Origin of the sequence: Xanthomonas campestris pv. asclepiadis, from assembly GCF_020784175.1 — a bacterium.
GTDB lineage: Bacteria > Pseudomonadota > Gammaproteobacteria > Xanthomonadales > Xanthomonadaceae > Xanthomonas > Xanthomonas campestris_D.
On the sequence record NZ_JAJGQM010000056.1, the window covers coordinates 16,006 to 31,479 of the forward strand.

Below are 15,474 nucleotides of genomic sequence, written 5' to 3' on the forward strand. Positions count from 1 at the left end.
ATGCGCGCACAATGCGGGTCTGACCGGAGACCCGCTTTGACTGCCACCCCCATCGCCGCGCCCGGCACCTTGCATCAACGCATCCGGCAGGATCTGGAACAACGCATCCACAGTGGCGACTGGCCGCCCGGTCACCGCGTGCCGCCCGAGCATGAATTGATGGCGCAATACGGCTGCTCGCGCATGACCGTGAACAAGGTGCTCGGCCTGCTCGCCGATGCCGGCATGATCGAACGCCGCCGCCGCACCGGCTCGTTCGTGGCGCGGCCGCATCCGCATCTGGAGCAGGTCGCGTTGTCGATTCCCGACATCGAAGTGGAAATGACCACGCGCGGCCACATCTACCAGTTCTCGTTGTTATCACGGCGACTGCGCAACCCGCGCCTGCGCGTGCCGCAGGAGCGTGCCCTTGGTAGCAGCGGCAAGGTGCTGGCGCTGGAAAGCGTGCACCTGGCAGACGGCAGTCCATTCGCGCTGGAACAGCGGGTGATCGACACCACCACCGTGCCCGAGGCATTACTGCAGCCGTTCACCGACGTGGCGCCGGGCAGTTGGTTGTTGCGCAACGTGCCGTGGACGCGCGCCGAACACCGCATCAGTGCCGTCAGTGCGGACGCCGCGCAAGCCGAACGCCTGCAGGTGGACGATGGCGCGGCCTGTCTGGTCATCGACCGCCACACCTGGCGCGGCGATCAGCCGGTCACCTACGTGCGTCAGTTGTTTCTGGGCGGATCCTACGACCTGGTGGCGCGGTTCGCGCCGGGAATGCGCTGACCCTCAAACGCCGCGCGCAAGTGCATGGATCGATGCGTGAATCAGATCGTCGTGCACTGCCGCCAGCGCACCGGCTCGTCCATGCCTGGGCGCGGATTGAGTTGCACACGTGCGGTGCGCAGATACGGGTAGCGCTGCAGTTCGCGGCAGATCAACGGCCACGCCGCCGCGTCTTCAACCGAGCGATCCACCGCCAGCGTCGCCTGGGTGATCCAGATGCCGCGCACCAGGCCGGGCGTCTGTGCCAGCGCCTTTGACACCTCGCGTTGATAGCCCTGCATGGTTGCTGCATCCGGTTCGGCAGCACCTGCCAGGGGCGTCGATGCGAGCGGCGTGGCTGTCGGCGACGAAGCCTGCTGCGACGTTGTGCTCTGCGCTGCCGGTGTCGCAGCGACCGGCGCGGCAACGTGCGGAGCGGCCACCACGGCGGCTTGCTGCGTTGGCGGGGGCGACTCCGCCGGCTGCAACGCCAGCACTGCAACCAGCGCCAGGGTCGCCAGCGCTGCACCGGCCATGAGGCTGTGACGGATTGCGCGACGGCGCGCCATGCCGACCACGCCGGTCTCCACATCGCCCGGCAGATACGGCTTGAGCAAGGGCCACAGGCGCACACCATCCAGCACTTCGATGGACTGCTTCTCGGCGGCCGCCATGCCTTCGCGTTCCATGCGGCCCTCGGTCACCATTACGCCGCCGCCTGCGCCGGCCAGCCGCGCCATGGCGCCCAGCTCGTTCACCGCTGCCACGCCGATGCGGTAGCCACGCCCGTGCTTGCAGGCCACCAGGCGCGTGCCTTGCGCGGTCTGCATCATGAAGTCGGCGGTCGGCAGGCCGTCCTGCGGCACATGCGTGGGTTGCCAGCCGCGTTGATCCTGCAGCACGCGCTGCACCACGGCGGAAAAGTCGCGCCAGTGCATGGCCGCCAACGCACGCACGCCTTCGCTGGTTTCGTTGGCACGGCGGCGCACCAGCCACACGTAGGCGCACACCGCCAGCCAGAGCAGCAGGGAAGCCACAAGCGCCACGATGCAGGGAGGCATGAACATCAAGCGAAGGTATGGCACGTATAACGAAGCGGTGCGCCTAGAAGAATCCTTCGCCGCAGATTCGTCAATGGATCGCGGGCGGCAATAACACGAGCCGTGATCCAGACAACGAAAGACCCGCCAGTCCGAAGCCGTGAGGGGAGGGGAGCAAACGGACTTCGTGTTACAGGACTGGCGGGTACTTCGCGATTGTCTAAAAAATCATGCTGCTTTGCAACATTACCGGGCTGGCTTATTCGCCGTCGAACGTGGTGCTGTTTGGGGTGGAGCTGCCGCTGGCTGAGCCTGCGCCGGTGGTGTCGCTGCTGGCGGCCTGCGCTGCCTGAGTGGCGGTGCGGTTGGCGCGCTTGGTCGCGGCGGTGTTGGCACGCACCTGGGCCTTGAGCGATTCCACCTCGCGACGCAGGTTTTCCAGTTCGTCCTGCTCGGGAATGTTGAGTGTGCGCAAGACGCCCTTGACGCGTTCGTCGAAGGCCTTGCCCAGCTTGTCCCAACCGCGCACGGCGGTGTCGCGTGCCTGCTCGAACTGTGTTTCCACCTCTTCGCGCAGCTCATCGACGCTCTCGGCCGCCTTGCGCTGGCCGCTGCGCTCGTAGGCTGCGCCTTCGCGCACCAGCGAATCGAACAACTTGCCACCCTCGCTCTGTACCCGTCCCAGCGCACCGAGCCCGGCCAGCCACACCGTCTGCGCCGATTCGCCGAGCCGGCGCGAAATCTGTTCTGCCTGCGCCTGGAAGCCATGCGCGGCATCGTCGCGCTTGCCGTTCTGATCGTATCCGGTCGTCATGGAATGCTCCTGTGGGTTGCCAAAGTGACGTTGCCTTCACCCTAGTCCCGGCACTGCATCGAGCAGGTGAAGCACGCTCAGAGCATCCGCCTGCAATGGGCCGCGCGGGTGACTTGTCGCTGAAGCACCGGCGCGGTCAGGCCCTGGCCAGGCGATCAGGCCCGGACCAACGACGCGGCATGCTCAGGCGAGTTTTTCTGCCAGCAGGCGCCGGATCTCCGCCTCCACCATCGGCTGCATCGCCGACAACAGGAAGCCGAGCTCGGCGGTGACATGTACCTGCTGCGGCAGCAGGGTGATTGCCCCATCCACGCCAGCCCGCGCGATGCGCAAGGTATCGCCTTCCCAGTGCGAGGCGACGCCATAGCGATCGGTCAACTTGCGCGCCGCCGCGTCGATCGCTGCGCGGGCCTGGGCCGGCGACAAGGCATGGTCGTGGCGGATATCGATGCTGGACATGGGTTCCATGGGGAAGACGAAAGAAGCGTGCATTGTGCGCATGCGCGGGCCAGGCTCCAAGTGCGGCGCGCGCGTGGCCGAGCAGCGACGCACCTCGGTGCCGTACCTGCGTCGGCAGGACGCCGGTCACATTGTTGGCCGCGGCGCGGGGCAAACCTGCTAGGCTGCGGCGGGTGCGCGATCTGCAAGTTCATTTCACCCACCGGCAGCAGCCGGATCATTCCCTCAAGCCCGGCGTCCACCGGATCGTCCGCCATGCCTCCGGCAGCGTGCGGGTGGTTGCCGATGCGCAGGGGGCGCTGCTGTTGGCGCAGTTCTGCCTGGACCAGCGCGGGCTGTGGCTGCAGGTGGCCAACGGGATCCGTGGCATTCATGTCAACGGACGTCCGGTACGGCGCATGGCGCTGCTGCGCCCCGGCGATGCGATCTACGCCGATGGCGTGGAGATGCTTTTGCGCAGTTCGCCGTCGAGCGCGCCGGCCAACGATGTTCAAGACGACGATGCCGGCCTGAGCGAGGTCTGCCTGCTGTTGCGCGGGCTGGGCGGCCGTCATCACGGGCGCAGCTTCACGCTGGACCGCTCACGCCTGGTCGGTAGTGACCCGGCTTCTGACATCGTCATCGACGACCCGGCCTTTGCCGCGCAGCACGCGCGGCTGGAACGCCACGGCGACCGCGTGCTGATCCGCGATCTGGGCTCGGAAGAAGGCAGTTGGATCAATGGTGTGCAGGTGCGCGATGGCTGGCTGCAGGCCGGCGACCAGGTCGTGTTCGATGCGCGCCATCGCTTTGTTGTCGAAGTGCCGCGGATCCATCACGGCACCACCTGGGACATCCCCGAGTCGGAGCCGCTGCCGCCGCCACGCGCGACCAGCGAACCGGCGCGTGCGCCGGTCAAGGTCGCGCGCTGGCCATGGCTGCTGCTCAGCGCGGTGTTGCTGGCGGCGGCGTTGAGCGCCTTGCTGTGGTTCGGTGCGCGCTGAGTTTTTTCCAGATCCGCCAGCCCAGCAGCACCGCCAGAATGCCAGCATACAGCGCCGGTTCGCGGATGTCGGATTTCACCAGCCACCAGAAGTGCAGCACCGCCAGCAGCCCGATCGGGTAGATCAGCATGTGCAGGCGGCCCCAGTTGCGCTTGAGCCGCCGCATCCAGCCCTGGGTGGAGGTGATCGCCAGCGGCACCAGCAGCAGCCATGCCGCAAAGCCGACCGTGATGTAGGGACGCTTGAGGATCTCCTCGAAGATCTGCGTCCAGAAACCGCGCAGATCCAGGCTCAGGTAGGCCGCCAGATGCACGCTGGCATAGACGAACGCGTACAGCCCGAGCATGCGCCGGAAGCGGATCAGCGTCGCCTGGCCGGTGAGCTGGCGCAAAGGCGTGATCGCCAGGGTGATCAGCAGGAAACGCAGCGCCCACAGCCCGGTGCGGTGCTCGATCTCGGCCACCGGATCGGCGCCCAGCGCATCGCTGCCGGTTTGCCACACCTGCCAGAACTGCCAGCCGAGCAAGGCGATCGGCGTCAGCGCGGCGACATGCACCAGGGTCTTGGCGGCGATCAGGGATGCGGAGGTCTTGGCCATGCGATCTCGAAGAAGGAAGCGATGCCGCGCGGGCATGAAACGTCCGCGGACATGAAACGTAGGAGCGCACCCGGGCGCGACGGGCATTACCAGCAAAGCCCGTCGCGCCCGGGTGCGCTCCTACGACAGGGCGATATCAGATTGTCTGTTGCCTAGAACCACTTCTTCAGGTCCATGCCCGCGTACAGCGAAGCGACCTGATCCGCATAGCCGTTGAACGGCTTGGTCGCGATGCGCTCGGCGAACAGCTTGCTGGCGGTGCCGGCGATGCGGCGCTCGGTCTTCTGGCTCCAGCGCGGATGGTCCACTGCCGGATTGACATTGGAAAAGAACCCGTATTCGGAGGGCTGCAGATCGTGCCAGGCGGTTTCGGGCATCTTCTCGACAAAGCGGATCTCCACGATCGACTTGATGCTCTTGAAGCCGTACTTCCACGGCACCACCAGCCGCAGCGGCGCGCCGTTCTGCTGGGGCAGCGGCTTGCCGTACAGGCCGGTGGCCAGCAGGGTCAGCGGATGCATCGCTTCGTCGATGCGCAGGCCTTCGCGGTATGGCCAGTTAATTGAGCGGTAGCGCACGCCGGGCATCTGCTGCGGATCGGCCAGCGTGGTGAACGCCACGTACTTGGCCTTGGAGGTCGGCGCGAAGCGCTTGAGCACCTCGCCCAGCGGCACCCCCGTCCACGGGATCACCATTGACCAGCCTTCCACGCAGCGCAGCCGGTAGATGCGTTCTTCCGCGCTGATGCCCTTGAGCAATTCGTCCAGCGACAGGCTGCCGGGCTTTTCGCACTCGCCACTGACCTTCACCGACCATGGCGACAGCTTCAGCGTCTTGGCGGCCTTGGACGGGTCGGTCTTGTCGGTGCCGAACTCGTAGAAGTTGTTGTAGCTGGTGACGTCTTCCAGCCGGGTCAGTTCCTCGGCGGTCCGGAAGCCGCTGCGCGCCTGCGCCGGCGTTACCACGGTCTTGGGCGGAGGCGGTGGATCGGCCTCGGCGCAGCCGGCCACGCCCAGCGCCGGGGTCAGGGCAAACAGCTGCAGTAGCCGGCGTCGGTCGCGGTAGACGGCCTCATCGGTGATCTCGCTGGATGGCGTCTTCAAGGCATCGCGAAGGGACATGGCTCGCTCCTGACAGTGGCTGCTGATGAGAATAACGGACCACCGTGATGGCGCTGCCGATGGCCTACGCAAACCATACGTCTCCGCCAGTGAGAAGGATGCACATGCAACTTTTCTGCGACGCTGCCAAGGCCGGTGCGCTGCGGCATACTAGAAGGCTAGCTCGACAAGGTGTGCCATGACACGCGCGTTCAATTTCAGTGCCGGCCCTGCGACATTGCCGGAATCGGTCCTGCGGCAGGCGCAGGCGGAGATGGTCGAATGGAACGGCATCGGCGCCTCGATCGTGGAAATCAGCCACCGCAGCGCCGATTTCATGGCCGTGGCGGCCGCGGCCGAAGCCGATCTGCGCAGCTTGCTGTCGATTCCCGATGACTATGCGGTGCTGTTCACCGCCGGTGGTGCCACCACCATCCAGGCGCTGCTGCCGCTCAATTTCGCTGCACCCGGCCAGGCTGCCGACTACGTGATCACCGGCCACTGGGGCAAGACTGCGATCAAGCAGGCGGCCACCTATGTGGATGCGCGCATTGCCGCCGATGCGCAATCGGAAGGTTTCATCGACATTCCGCCGGTGGCCAGCTGGACCTTGTCGCCGCACTCGGCCTACGTGCACATCACCGCCAACGAGACCATCCACGGCGTCGAGTTCCGCGACACCCCGGCAGTGGGCACGCTGCCGCTGTTTGCCGATTTCAGTTCGTCAATCGCCTCCGAGCCGCTGGATATCTCGCGCTATGGGCTGATCTATGCCGGCGCGCAGAAGAATCTGGGCCCGGTCGGCATCTCGGTGCTGATCGTGCGGCGCGACCTGCTCGAACGCGCCGGCCAGCCGCGCGCGGACATCTTCAACTACGCCTCGCACGCCGCCCGCGATTCGATGCTCAACACGCCGCCGACCTGGAACTGGTATCTGCTCGGACTCACCGTGAAGTGGATGCTGGAGCAGGGCGGGGTGGAGGAGTTCGCCCGCCGCAACGCCGAAAAGGCCGCGCTGGTGTACGGCGCGATCGATGGCTCCGGCGGGTTCTACCGCAACCTGGTCACCCCGGCGGTGCGCTCGCGCATGAATATCCCGTTCTTCCTGGCCGACGAGCAGCTGGATGCGTTGTTCGTCAGCGAATCCAAGGCGGCCGGTCTGCTGGCGCTGAAGGGGCACAAGGCGGTCGGCGGCATTCGCGCGTCCTTGTACAACGCGATGCCGGTGGCGGGCGCGCAGGCGTTGGCGAGCTTTATGCACGACTTCCAGCAGCGTCACGGCTGAGTCTTTCATTCGACCGCGGCGCATGCCGCGCAGGCGCATGCGCCGCAATTTCAAGGAATGCCGAGCGATGGCTCCCAAGTCCAGCAAGCCCAGTGCCGCCACCGGCGGCAAGACCAAACCGGCAGGCAAGTCCGCCGCCAAGGCTGCGGGAAACGCTGCAGACAAGCGCGCGATCAAGCCGACCACGGCGGCGCCGGTGCTGGCCGATGTGCGTGCCAAGATCGACGAGATCGACCGCACCATTCAGGCGTTGATCGCCGAGCGCGCCAACTTCGCCCATCAGGTCGGCAAGGCCAAGGGCAAGCTCGCCGCGGCGGTGGATTACTACCGGCCCGAGCGCGAGGCGCAGGTGCTGCGCATGGTGGTGGACCGCAACGAAGGCCCGCTCAGCGATGAAGTGCTGGTGCACGTGTATCGCGAAATCATGTCCGCGTGCCTGGCCCAGCAGGAGCCGCTGAAGATCGGCTATCTCGGCCCGGAAGGCACCTTCAGCCAGCAGGCGGTGCTCAAGCACTTCGGCCGGTCGGCGGTGGGCCTGCCGATGGCCACCATCGAGGAGGTGTTCCAGGAAGTGGAAGCCGGCAATGCCGATTTCGGCGTGGTGCCGGTGGAAAATTCCGGCCAGGGCACCATCCAGGTCACCCTGGACATGTTCCTGACCTCCAACCTGAAAATCTGCGGCGAAGTCGAACTGCGCGTGCATCAGTACCTGCTCTCGCGCAATGGCCGGCTGGAAGACATCGAGCGCATCTACGCGCATTCGCAGTCGTTTGCGCAGACCGCCGGTTGGCTGCGGTCTCACCTGCCGAAGGTCGAGAAGATCGCCGTCTCCAGCAATGCCGAAGGCGCACGCCGCGCCCGCAATGCCGAGGATGCCGCGGCAATCGGCGGCGAGAGCGCGGCGCATGTGTATGGCTTGAAGAAAGTCATCATGAAGTCGATCGAAGACGACGACGACAACACCACGCGTTTTCTGGTGATCGGCCGGCAGATCTTCCCCACCTCCGGGCATGACCGCACCTCGGTGCTGGTGTTCATCCACGACAAGCCCGGTGCATTGTTCGACGTGCTCAGCCCGTTCGCGCGGCATGGCATCAGCATGAACCGCATCGAGTCGCGTCCCTCGCATCAGGCCAAGTGGGAATACGGCTTCTTTATCGACCTGGCCGGCCACGTGGAAGACGAGGCGATGAAGCAGGCGTTGGCCGAACTGGAAGCGCACTCGGCGCAGATCAAGGTGCTGGGCTCGTACCCGGTCGCCATTCCCTGAGCGCGCGCGTGCCGCAAGCGCAGTCCTGACTGGCACGCCATCACCGGCCGCGGTGGCGGCAGCGCCACGACACTCTTCAACGCGCATCGCTGCATAGGGCGATGCCGCAGCAATCGGATCACACGCATGAGCAGCAGCACGCAGCACTGGATCGCCCGGCAGGGCAGCGCATTGCAGGGCAGCCTGGCCATTCCCGGCGATAAATCGGTCTCGCATCGCGCGGTGATGTTCGCCGCCCTGGCCGATGGCGTCTCGCAGATCGATGGCTTTCTCGAAGGCGAAGACACCCGGTCCACCGCGGCCATTTTCGCCCAGCTCGGCGTGCGTATCGACACACCGTCAGCGTCGCAGCGCATCGTGTATGGCGTGGGCGTGGATGGCCTGCAGCCGCCCAGCCAGGCGCTGGACTGTGGCAATGCCGGCACCGGCATGCGCCTGCTCGCCGGCCTGCTGGCGGCGCAGCGCTTCGACAGCACGCTGGTCGGCGATGCATCGCTGTCCAAGCGCCCGATGCGGCGCGTGACCGGCCCGCTGGCACAGATGAGCGCGCGTATCGACACCGAAGACGACGGCACCCCGCCGCTGCGCGTGCATGGCGGGCAGACGCTGCGCGGCATCGACTTCGTCTCGCCGGTCGCCAGTGCGCAGGTCAAATCCGCCGTGTTGCTGGCAGGCCTGTATGCGCAGGGCGAAACCTCGGTCACTGAGCCGCATCCCACCCGCGACTACACCGAGCGCATGCTGTCCGCATTTGGCGTGGAGATCGATTTCTCGCCCGGCAAGGCCCGCCTGCGCGGCGGCCAGCGCCTGCGCGCGACCGATATCGCGGTGCCTGCCGATTTCTCCTCGGCGGCGTTCTTCATCGTGGCAGCCAGCATCATTCCCGGCTCAAACGTGCTGCTGCGTGCGGTGGGCCTGAATCCACGTCGCACCGGGTTGCTCGCGGCACTGCGGCTGATGGGCGCAAATATCGCCGAAGAACGTCATGCCGAACATGGCGGCGAGCCGGTGGCCGATCTGTGCGTGCGCTACGCGCCGCTGCAGGGCGCGCAGATTCCCGAAGCGCTGGTGCCGGACATGATCGACGAATTCCCCGCCCTGTTTGTGGCTGCCGCTGCCGCAACCGGGCAGACAGTGGTCACCGGCGCTGCCGAACTGCGGGTCAAGGAATCCGACCGCCTTGCGGCCATGGCCGCCGGGCTGCGCGCGCTGGGCGTGCAGGTGGACGAGACCCCGGATGGCGCCACCATTCATGGCGGCAGCATCGGCAGCGGCGTGATCGAGAGCCATGGCGACCACCGCATCGCGATGGCGTTTGCCATTGCCGGGCAGCTGTCCACCGGCAGCGTGCGGGTCAACGACGTGGCCAATGTCGCAACCTCGTTCCCGGGCTTCGACAGCCTGGCACGGGGTGCTGGTTTCGGGCTTGAAACGGCCTGAGTAACGAAACGGCTTCGGGAAGACGGGCGGGCAGTTCTCTCATTGGATGAGGACTGCTCGGTCGAAAACGTCGTGAGTGGGTAACGCCTGTCGATCGACGCTCGGATACCGCATTGCAGCCAGCACGGCGCCACTGCGATCCAACTTGGTTGATGATCCCACTCAGCGCTCTGCGGTGAACTCCACCGGTACCTGCACGCTGCTGACGACAGCATGGCCATCGCGGGTGGCTGGTTCGAAGCGCCACTGACGCAAGCTGTCCATCACCGCTGCATCCAGGCGCGGGTCGTTGCTGCCGCTGCGATCGACGATGGTCACATCGCTCACCCGGCCCTGCACATCCAGTTGCAGGCGCGCAGTACGACTGCCTTCGATACCGGCCTGTGCGATGTCTGAGGGATAGCGTGGCACCGCATTGCCAGGCAGCGGAATCGCTTCTTCGGCGCTGACCGGCGCACGCACGGGTTGATGCGCAATCATGGTCATGGCGCGCGGGCCTTCCGAGGTCGGCAGGATCTGGCGGCTGGCAGCAGGCGCGGGGCGCGTCTCGGTCGCAAACGATTCGTCGCTATGGCGGGCCCACCACCAGGTCGGCACCACCACCAGCACCGCCAGCAGGGTCGCCCATAACCATGGCGAGGCGCCGTCGGTCGTGTCGTCGCCCACGCGGTCTTCTGCATGTACGGGGCGCTGCGGCAGTGCCTGCGTGGGATGTGACGAGGGATGTGAGATGAAGGACATGGCCGGCCTCCTGGCGCATCTTTGGGATGACGTGGCCAGTCTGGTCGGCCTTGCCTGAGGCGCAGCTAAGGCAAGGCACTCAGGAGGATTTAAGGCGCGGTAGACATTCAGCTTGGTCAAGCCGAGTCAGGGTCTGGTTCGACCCGCTTTGTCCGGTTAACACGCCGTGATGTTCGTCGATTGCCGGAGTCCAGCCGTCATCGGTTTTGCGGTGTACGCGACGCAGCTATCGGCGGGCTTACTGCGCCGGCTTGAACTCGAACGGGATATCCAGGCTCCCGGCAATCGGCTGGCCATTGCGCTGTGCGGGATGAAAACGCCAGCGACGCACCGCTTCCATTGCGGCGCGGTCCAGATCGCGTGAGCCGCTGCGCTGCACCAGCGTCACTCCGCCCGGGTTGCCCGCCGCGTCCACGTCCACCCGCACTACCACGTCGCCGGCATCGCCGCGACGCAAGGCCGCCGAGGGATAGCGCGGCGGCGGCATCTGACCCTGCATCGGCACCGGGCGATCTCCGCCTGCAGCAACGGCGTTTGCCGGGGCCGCGCTGCCCGGCGCACCGGGAACCGCGTCTTCCGGCAACGGCATGGGGGCAGGCGCAGCCGGCGGCGCGGTTTCCACCAGCGTCGGCGTTTCTTCCGGCGGTTTGGCCTGCGGCATGTCGCTGGCGCCGTCCTGGGCCGGTAGCGGCGCGGGTAGCGGCTGGATGCTGTCGTCGGCCTGCACACCGGCAGCCGGGTGGGCCGGCGAGGCTTTGTAGAAGTCGTCCTTGCGGCCGGTGGCCCACACCAGCAGGAACAACAACAGGCCGGCAACGAAGGCGATACCGGCAATTTTCAGGGTGTGGCGGGGCAGTCGCAGGACGATCTGGCGATCGGACGCAGGGCGGGGCGCGGGCATAGGGCTCACCTGAAGGATCGGGCCAATTCTGGCATAGCGGCGGTGAATCGATCGCAGCAGGTGGCGGAACAGGCGATAATCTCGCGCTTCCCACTGACTCACAGACTCCCGATGCTAGATCCGGCCCTACTTCGCCAACATCCCGCCGACCTTGCCGAGCGCCTGCGCAGCACGCGCAGTTTCTCCCTGGACACCGCGGAACTGGAGTCGCTGGAAAGCGAGCGCAAGCGCATCCAGGTGCGCACGCAGGAACTGCAGAGCCAGCGCAATTCCAAATCCAAGGCGATCGGGCAGGCCAAGGCCAAGGGCGAGGATGTCACTGCGCTGATGGCCGAGGTGGCCGGTTTTGGTGAGGAGCTCAAGGCCTCCGAAGAAGCGCTGGACGTGATCCGCGCCAAGCTCGAGACCATTGCGCTGGGCCTGCCCAATCTGCCGGCCGACGATGTGCCGCAGGGCAAGGACGAGAGCGAGAACGTCGAGCAGGCGCGCTGGGGCACGCCGCGCCAGTTCGATTTCCCGGTCAAGGACCATGTGGAACTTGGCGCGCCGCACGGCTGGCTGGACGGCGAGACCGCTGCCAAGCTGTCGGGTGCGCGTTTCACCGTGCTGCGTGGGCCGGTCGCGCGGCTGCACCGCGCGCTGGCGCAATTCATGCTCGACCTGCATGTCGGCGAGCATGGCTACGAAGAAACCAACGTGCCGCTGCTGGTCAATGCCGAGTCGATGCGCGGCACCGGGCAACTGCCCAAGTTCGAGGACGACCTGTTTCAGACCGAAGTGGGTGAATCGCGCCGCTACCTGATCCCTACCTCCGAGGTGCCGCTGACCAACATCGTGCGCGACGAGATCGTTGACGCCGAGCGTCTGCCGCTGCGTATGACTGCACACTCGATGTGCTTCCGCGCCGAAGCCGGCAGCGGCGGCCGCGACACGCGCGGCATGATCCGCCAGCATCAGTTCGAAAAAGTGGAACTGGTCACCGCCTGCGCGCCGGAACACAGCGATGCCGAACATCAGCGCATGACCCGCTGCGCCGAAGTGGTGCTGGAAAAACTCGGCCTGCCGTATCGCAAGGTGCTGCTGTGCACAGGCGACATGGGCTTTTCTGCGATCAAGACCTACGATCTGGAGGTGTGGCTGCCCTCGCAGGACACCTATCGCGAGATTTCGTCGTGCTCGAACTGCGGCGATTTCCAGGCGCGGCGCATGCAGGCGCGCTGGCGTAACCCGGCCAGCGGCAAACCGGAGCTGCTGCACACGCTCAACGGCTCCGGCACCGCGGTGGGCCGCGCGATGATCGCGGTGATGGAGAACTACCAGAACGCCGACGGCTCGATCGATGTTCCCGAGGCGCTGCGTCCGTACATGGGCGGGATCGAGCGGATCGGGTAGGAGCGGTCAGCGAGCTTGTCGCGCTGCCGCCAGGCGGGCGCGGCCGATGCCCGGAATTTGCGTGCATCTTCATGTTTGATTCTGAGCGTGCAAGCAGCCCAACTGACGATTGCTGGCTCTGGCTACATTCGTCAGCCACTTTAAGCACTGTTGCCGATGCGGCCGCTTAATGCCTGAGTGCGTTGACGTAGCTGTTAAAAATCTCGACTAGGAACGGGGCCAGCATTGGCCCCGTTTGCATTTCCATGGTGGACACCCTTTTGCGTCGCCTGGATGACCCAGGCGGATATTGCGAGCGCTACCTGCCGATATCTGCGCTGGTTGCTGCGCGTTGCCATCGCGAAAAACGATGGAGTTCCGTGCGCAGGAGTTCGATGGTCTGGCTGCAAGGAACTACATTTCTGATGTACCAGGTCGTTGCTCTGTTGGAATAAAGGTGATTAAATGTCACCTATCGTTCTATCCATGGATGCCTGCGCCATGCACGACCTGAATGACCTGTACTACTTCGCGATGGTGGTCGACCACGGCGGCTTTGCCGCAGCCGAGCGTGCGCTCGGGATCCCCAAGTCGCGCCTGAGTCGCCGCATCAGCCAGCTCGAAACCGACCTGGGCGTGCGCCTGCTGCAGCGCTCCACGCGCCGCTTTGCGGTCACCGATGTCGGCACCAGCGTGCATCGGCACGCGCAGACCATGCTGGCCGAAGCGCAGGCCGCGCGCGAGGTGGTGGACCGTCTCAGCGCCGAGCCGCGCGGCCTTGTCCGCGTGAGCGTTCCGGTCTCGCTGGCGCAGATCCAGTTGCCCAAGCTGTTGCCGGAATTCCTGGCCAAGTACCCCAAGGTGCGGCTGCAGCTCAACATCAGCAATCGCCGCGTCGATGTCATCAATGAGGGCTACGACATCGCGCTGCGCGTGCGTTCGCGCCTGGACGACGACGGCAGCCTGGTGATGCGCAGCTTCGGCCAGGTGCAGGAGTTGCTGGTGGCCAGTCCCAAATACCTGGACCGCGCCGGGCGCCCCAAGGACCCGAGCGAGCTGGCCAACCACACCACCATGAGCACCAGCGAAGACGAAGCGCACCAGCGCTGGGAACTGCACGGCCCCAATGGCGAGATGCGCCGCGTGGACCTGCAGCCGCGTTTGGCCGGTTTCGATTTCCCGCTGCTGCAGTCGATGGCGCGCGATGGCTTCGGCATCACCATGCTGCCGGAAACCGTGTGTGCACAGGCGGTGCGCAGCGGCGAGCTGGAAGTGGTGCTGCCGCACTGGTCGCTGCCGCAGGGCATCTGCCACGCGGTGTTCGCCTCGCGCCGCGGCCTGTTGCCGGCGGTGCGGGTGTTCATCGACTTCCTGGCCGAACACCTGCCGCAGGAAATCGAGCGCTCGCGCCTGGATTGCGGCGGCAACTGTGCCGAGCTGGCCGAAAAGCTCAAGCGTGCGGCCGCGACCGCACCACGTCTGGCCGTGGCCGAAGCCGGCTGAGCGCTGTGCCTGGTCGTCGACGTTCTGGTTGTCGACGTCGGCCAATCAGCGCTGTGTCGCTTGGCAGCGCTGCGTAATCGGGAACGCTGCGTAACCCGGCAAACGGAACCGCTTTGCAGAGCTGTGCAGCTCAACAACACGCGGCGCTTATCAAAGCGCGCCCGGGCATGCGAGAATGCGCGCCCGGGAGCAATCCCGGGTCGATGGCACCGCGCAACGCGGCGTTTATCGACAAACGCCACCCGCACCGCGCGTGCGTAAGCGTGATCACCCGATGCCTTCGGCGGTCACGTAAAGCAGCATCGGAGAGATGGCCGAGCGGTTTAAGGCACCGGTCTTGAAAACCGGCGAAGGGTCAAACCTTCCGTGGGTTCGAATCCCACTCTCTCCGCCAGTCAATTTTAAGTCATTGATTTTTAATAGAAATATCTGACTTTGGTCGATTGGAAGGCAGGAAGCATGCAGAGGAAAAACTCGCATGCGCATCCCTCATCATTTGAGCCGGTCGTCCACCGGCCGCTGGTCGTTCGTCCAACGTGTGCCCGTCGATTTGCAAACCGTGATGGGCTGCCGGCTTATCAAACGCACCTTGCAAACGAAGGACTTGCCGCAGGCGCATGTGCGTGCGGTCGTGCTGGGGGCGGGCTATGCTCGGCTCTTCGCACAGTTGAAGGATCAACGCGTGGCCAAGCTCAGCAAGTCGGACGCGGATCTGCTTATTGCGCGTCTGACGAGTGCAGAAAATCTTCAGGACCTGACGCTCAACCGCACCCGCCAGCCGGATGGGACGGTGACGGAGCAGTGGCAGATCGAAAGCCCTAAGGACCTGAAGCTCTATCGGCAGTTCATGGAACTGGAAGCGATGGCCGGCGCTGCCTTGCAGGCTCGGGCCCGCCCGGTTGCCGTGCCAACCATGTTTGGCTCCTCATCGCATGCCAGCCCAATGAGGCAGGCCTCAGCGTCCGCCATCGAAACGATGACGCTGGGCAAGGCTCGAGACGCATTCCTGGCGACGCTCAAAGGTTCGACACTGCCTAAGACATTCACGATCAAGAAAACGGCCATCGAGGCGCTCGTGGCGTTTCTTGGGCCGACGATGAAGGTCCATGCCATCACGCGCTCGGACTTGGCTCGCTGGTATTGTCGACTCCCCGTAAAATTGGTCCATCCATAGTTAGAGGTCCCCGGGCACACTAGCCACCAAGGAGACCAACGA

Annotated in this window: 14 protein-coding genes, 1 tRNA gene and 1 pseudogene; 9 read left to right on the forward strand and 7 right to left on the reverse strand. The window is 65.5% G+C overall.

Annotation, left to right across the window (positions count from 1 at the left end; genetic code table 11):
* Positions 1–774 (forward strand): histidine utilization repressor, encoded by a 774-nt coding sequence (hutC, locus tag LL972_RS18810; RefSeq protein WP_228328884.1) that lies wholly within the window; start codon positions 1–3, stop codon positions 772–774.
* 41 nt (positions 775–815) lie between these two features.
* Here hutC and LL972_RS18815 read toward each other — a convergent pair whose 3' ends face one another.
* The 3 genes from LL972_RS18815 to LL972_RS18825 all read right to left on the reverse strand — a co-directional run bounded on the left by LL972_RS18815 (position 816) and on the right by LL972_RS18825 (position 3,066).
* Positions 816–1,820: a restriction endonuclease gene (locus LL972_RS18815; protein WP_228328885.1), complete on the reverse strand. Its 1,005-nt coding sequence runs from the start codon at positions 1,818–1,820 to the stop codon at positions 816–818.
* A gap of 232 nt (positions 1,821–2,052) precedes the next feature.
* Positions 2,053–2,607, reverse strand: a complete 555-nt coding sequence (locus LL972_RS18820; RefSeq protein WP_228328886.1) for a phasin family protein — start codon at positions 2,605–2,607, stop codon at positions 2,053–2,055.
* 183 nt (positions 2,608–2,790) lie between these two features.
* Positions 2,791–3,066, reverse strand: a complete 276-nt coding sequence (locus LL972_RS18825; RefSeq protein ID WP_228328887.1) for a polyhydroxyalkanoic acid system family protein — start codon at positions 3,064–3,066, stop codon at positions 2,791–2,793.
* A gap of 173 nt (positions 3,067–3,239) precedes the next feature.
* On the opposite strand from LL972_RS18825, the gene LL972_RS18830 reads away from it, so the two are divergent.
* On the forward strand, positions 3,240–4,049 hold the full coding sequence (locus LL972_RS18830) for an FHA domain-containing protein (RefSeq protein WP_228328888.1): 810 nt from the start codon (positions 3,240–3,242) through the stop codon (positions 4,047–4,049).
* Here LL972_RS18830 and msrQ read toward each other — a convergent pair.
* Positions 3,991–4,647 (reverse strand): protein-methionine-sulfoxide reductase heme-binding subunit MsrQ, encoded by a 657-nt coding sequence (gene msrQ / locus LL972_RS18835; RefSeq protein ID WP_228328889.1) that lies wholly within the window; start codon positions 4,645–4,647, stop codon positions 3,991–3,993. The genes LL972_RS18830 and msrQ overlap by 59 nt on opposite strands.
* A 152-nt stretch (positions 4,648–4,799) precedes the next feature.
* On the reverse strand, positions 4,800–5,768 hold the full coding sequence (msrP, locus tag LL972_RS18840) for a protein-methionine-sulfoxide reductase catalytic subunit MsrP (protein WP_228328890.1): 969 nt from the start codon (positions 5,766–5,768) through the stop codon (positions 4,800–4,802).
* 178 nt (positions 5,769–5,946) lie between these two features.
* Here msrP and serC point away from each other — a divergent pair, with 178 nt between their 5' ends.
* The 3 genes from serC to aroA all read left to right on the forward strand — a co-directional run bounded on the left by serC (position 5,947) and on the right by aroA (position 9,742).
* Entirely contained in the window at positions 5,947–7,032 is a 1,086-nt protein-coding gene (serC, locus tag LL972_RS18845; protein ID WP_228328891.1) for a 3-phosphoserine/phosphohydroxythreonine transaminase, read from the forward strand.
* Positions 7,033–7,099: 67 nt separating this feature from the next.
* A complete protein-coding gene (gene pheA, locus LL972_RS18850; RefSeq protein ID WP_228328892.1) occupies positions 7,100–8,302 on the forward strand; it encodes a prephenate dehydratase in 1,203 nt (400 codons plus the stop codon).
* Between the two features lie 126 nt (positions 8,303–8,428).
* Entirely contained in the window at positions 8,429–9,742 is a 1,314-nt protein-coding gene (aroA, locus tag LL972_RS18855; protein ID WP_228328893.1) for a 3-phosphoshikimate 1-carboxyvinyltransferase, read from the forward strand.
* 162 nt (positions 9,743–9,904) lie between these two features.
* On the opposite strand, the gene LL972_RS18860 is transcribed toward aroA, so the two are convergent.
* Entirely contained in the window at positions 9,905–10,483 is a 579-nt protein-coding gene (locus LL972_RS18860; RefSeq protein ID WP_228328894.1) for an energy transducer TonB, read from the reverse strand.
* Between the two features lie 238 nt (positions 10,484–10,721).
* Entirely contained in the window at positions 10,722–11,384 is a 663-nt protein-coding gene (locus tag LL972_RS18865) for an energy transducer TonB (RefSeq protein WP_228328895.1), read from the reverse strand.
* A 111-nt stretch (positions 11,385–11,495) separates the two neighbouring features.
* On the opposite strand from LL972_RS18865, the gene serS reads away from it, so the two are divergent.
* The 4 genes and pseudogenes from serS to LL972_RS18885 form a co-directional block, all read left to right on the forward strand.
* On the forward strand, positions 11,496–12,776 hold the full coding sequence (gene serS / locus LL972_RS18870; RefSeq protein WP_228328896.1) for a serine--tRNA ligase: 1,281 nt from the start codon (positions 11,496–11,498) through the stop codon (positions 12,774–12,776).
* A 465-nt stretch (positions 12,777–13,241) separates the two neighbouring features.
* On the forward strand, positions 13,242–14,258 hold the full coding sequence (locus tag LL972_RS18875; RefSeq protein ID WP_016903391.1) for a LysR family transcriptional regulator: 1,017 nt from the start codon (positions 13,242–13,244) through the stop codon (positions 14,256–14,258).
* A gap of 304 nt (positions 14,259–14,562) precedes the next feature.
* Positions 14,563–14,652: transfer RNA gene (locus tag LL972_RS18880), tRNA-Ser, on the forward strand.
* An 84-nt stretch (positions 14,653–14,736) separates the two neighbouring features.
* A pseudogene (locus LL972_RS18885) lies at positions 14,737–15,399 on the forward strand (DUF6538 domain-containing protein); the annotation flags it as partial.
* Positions 15,400–15,474 lie beyond the last annotated feature (75 nt).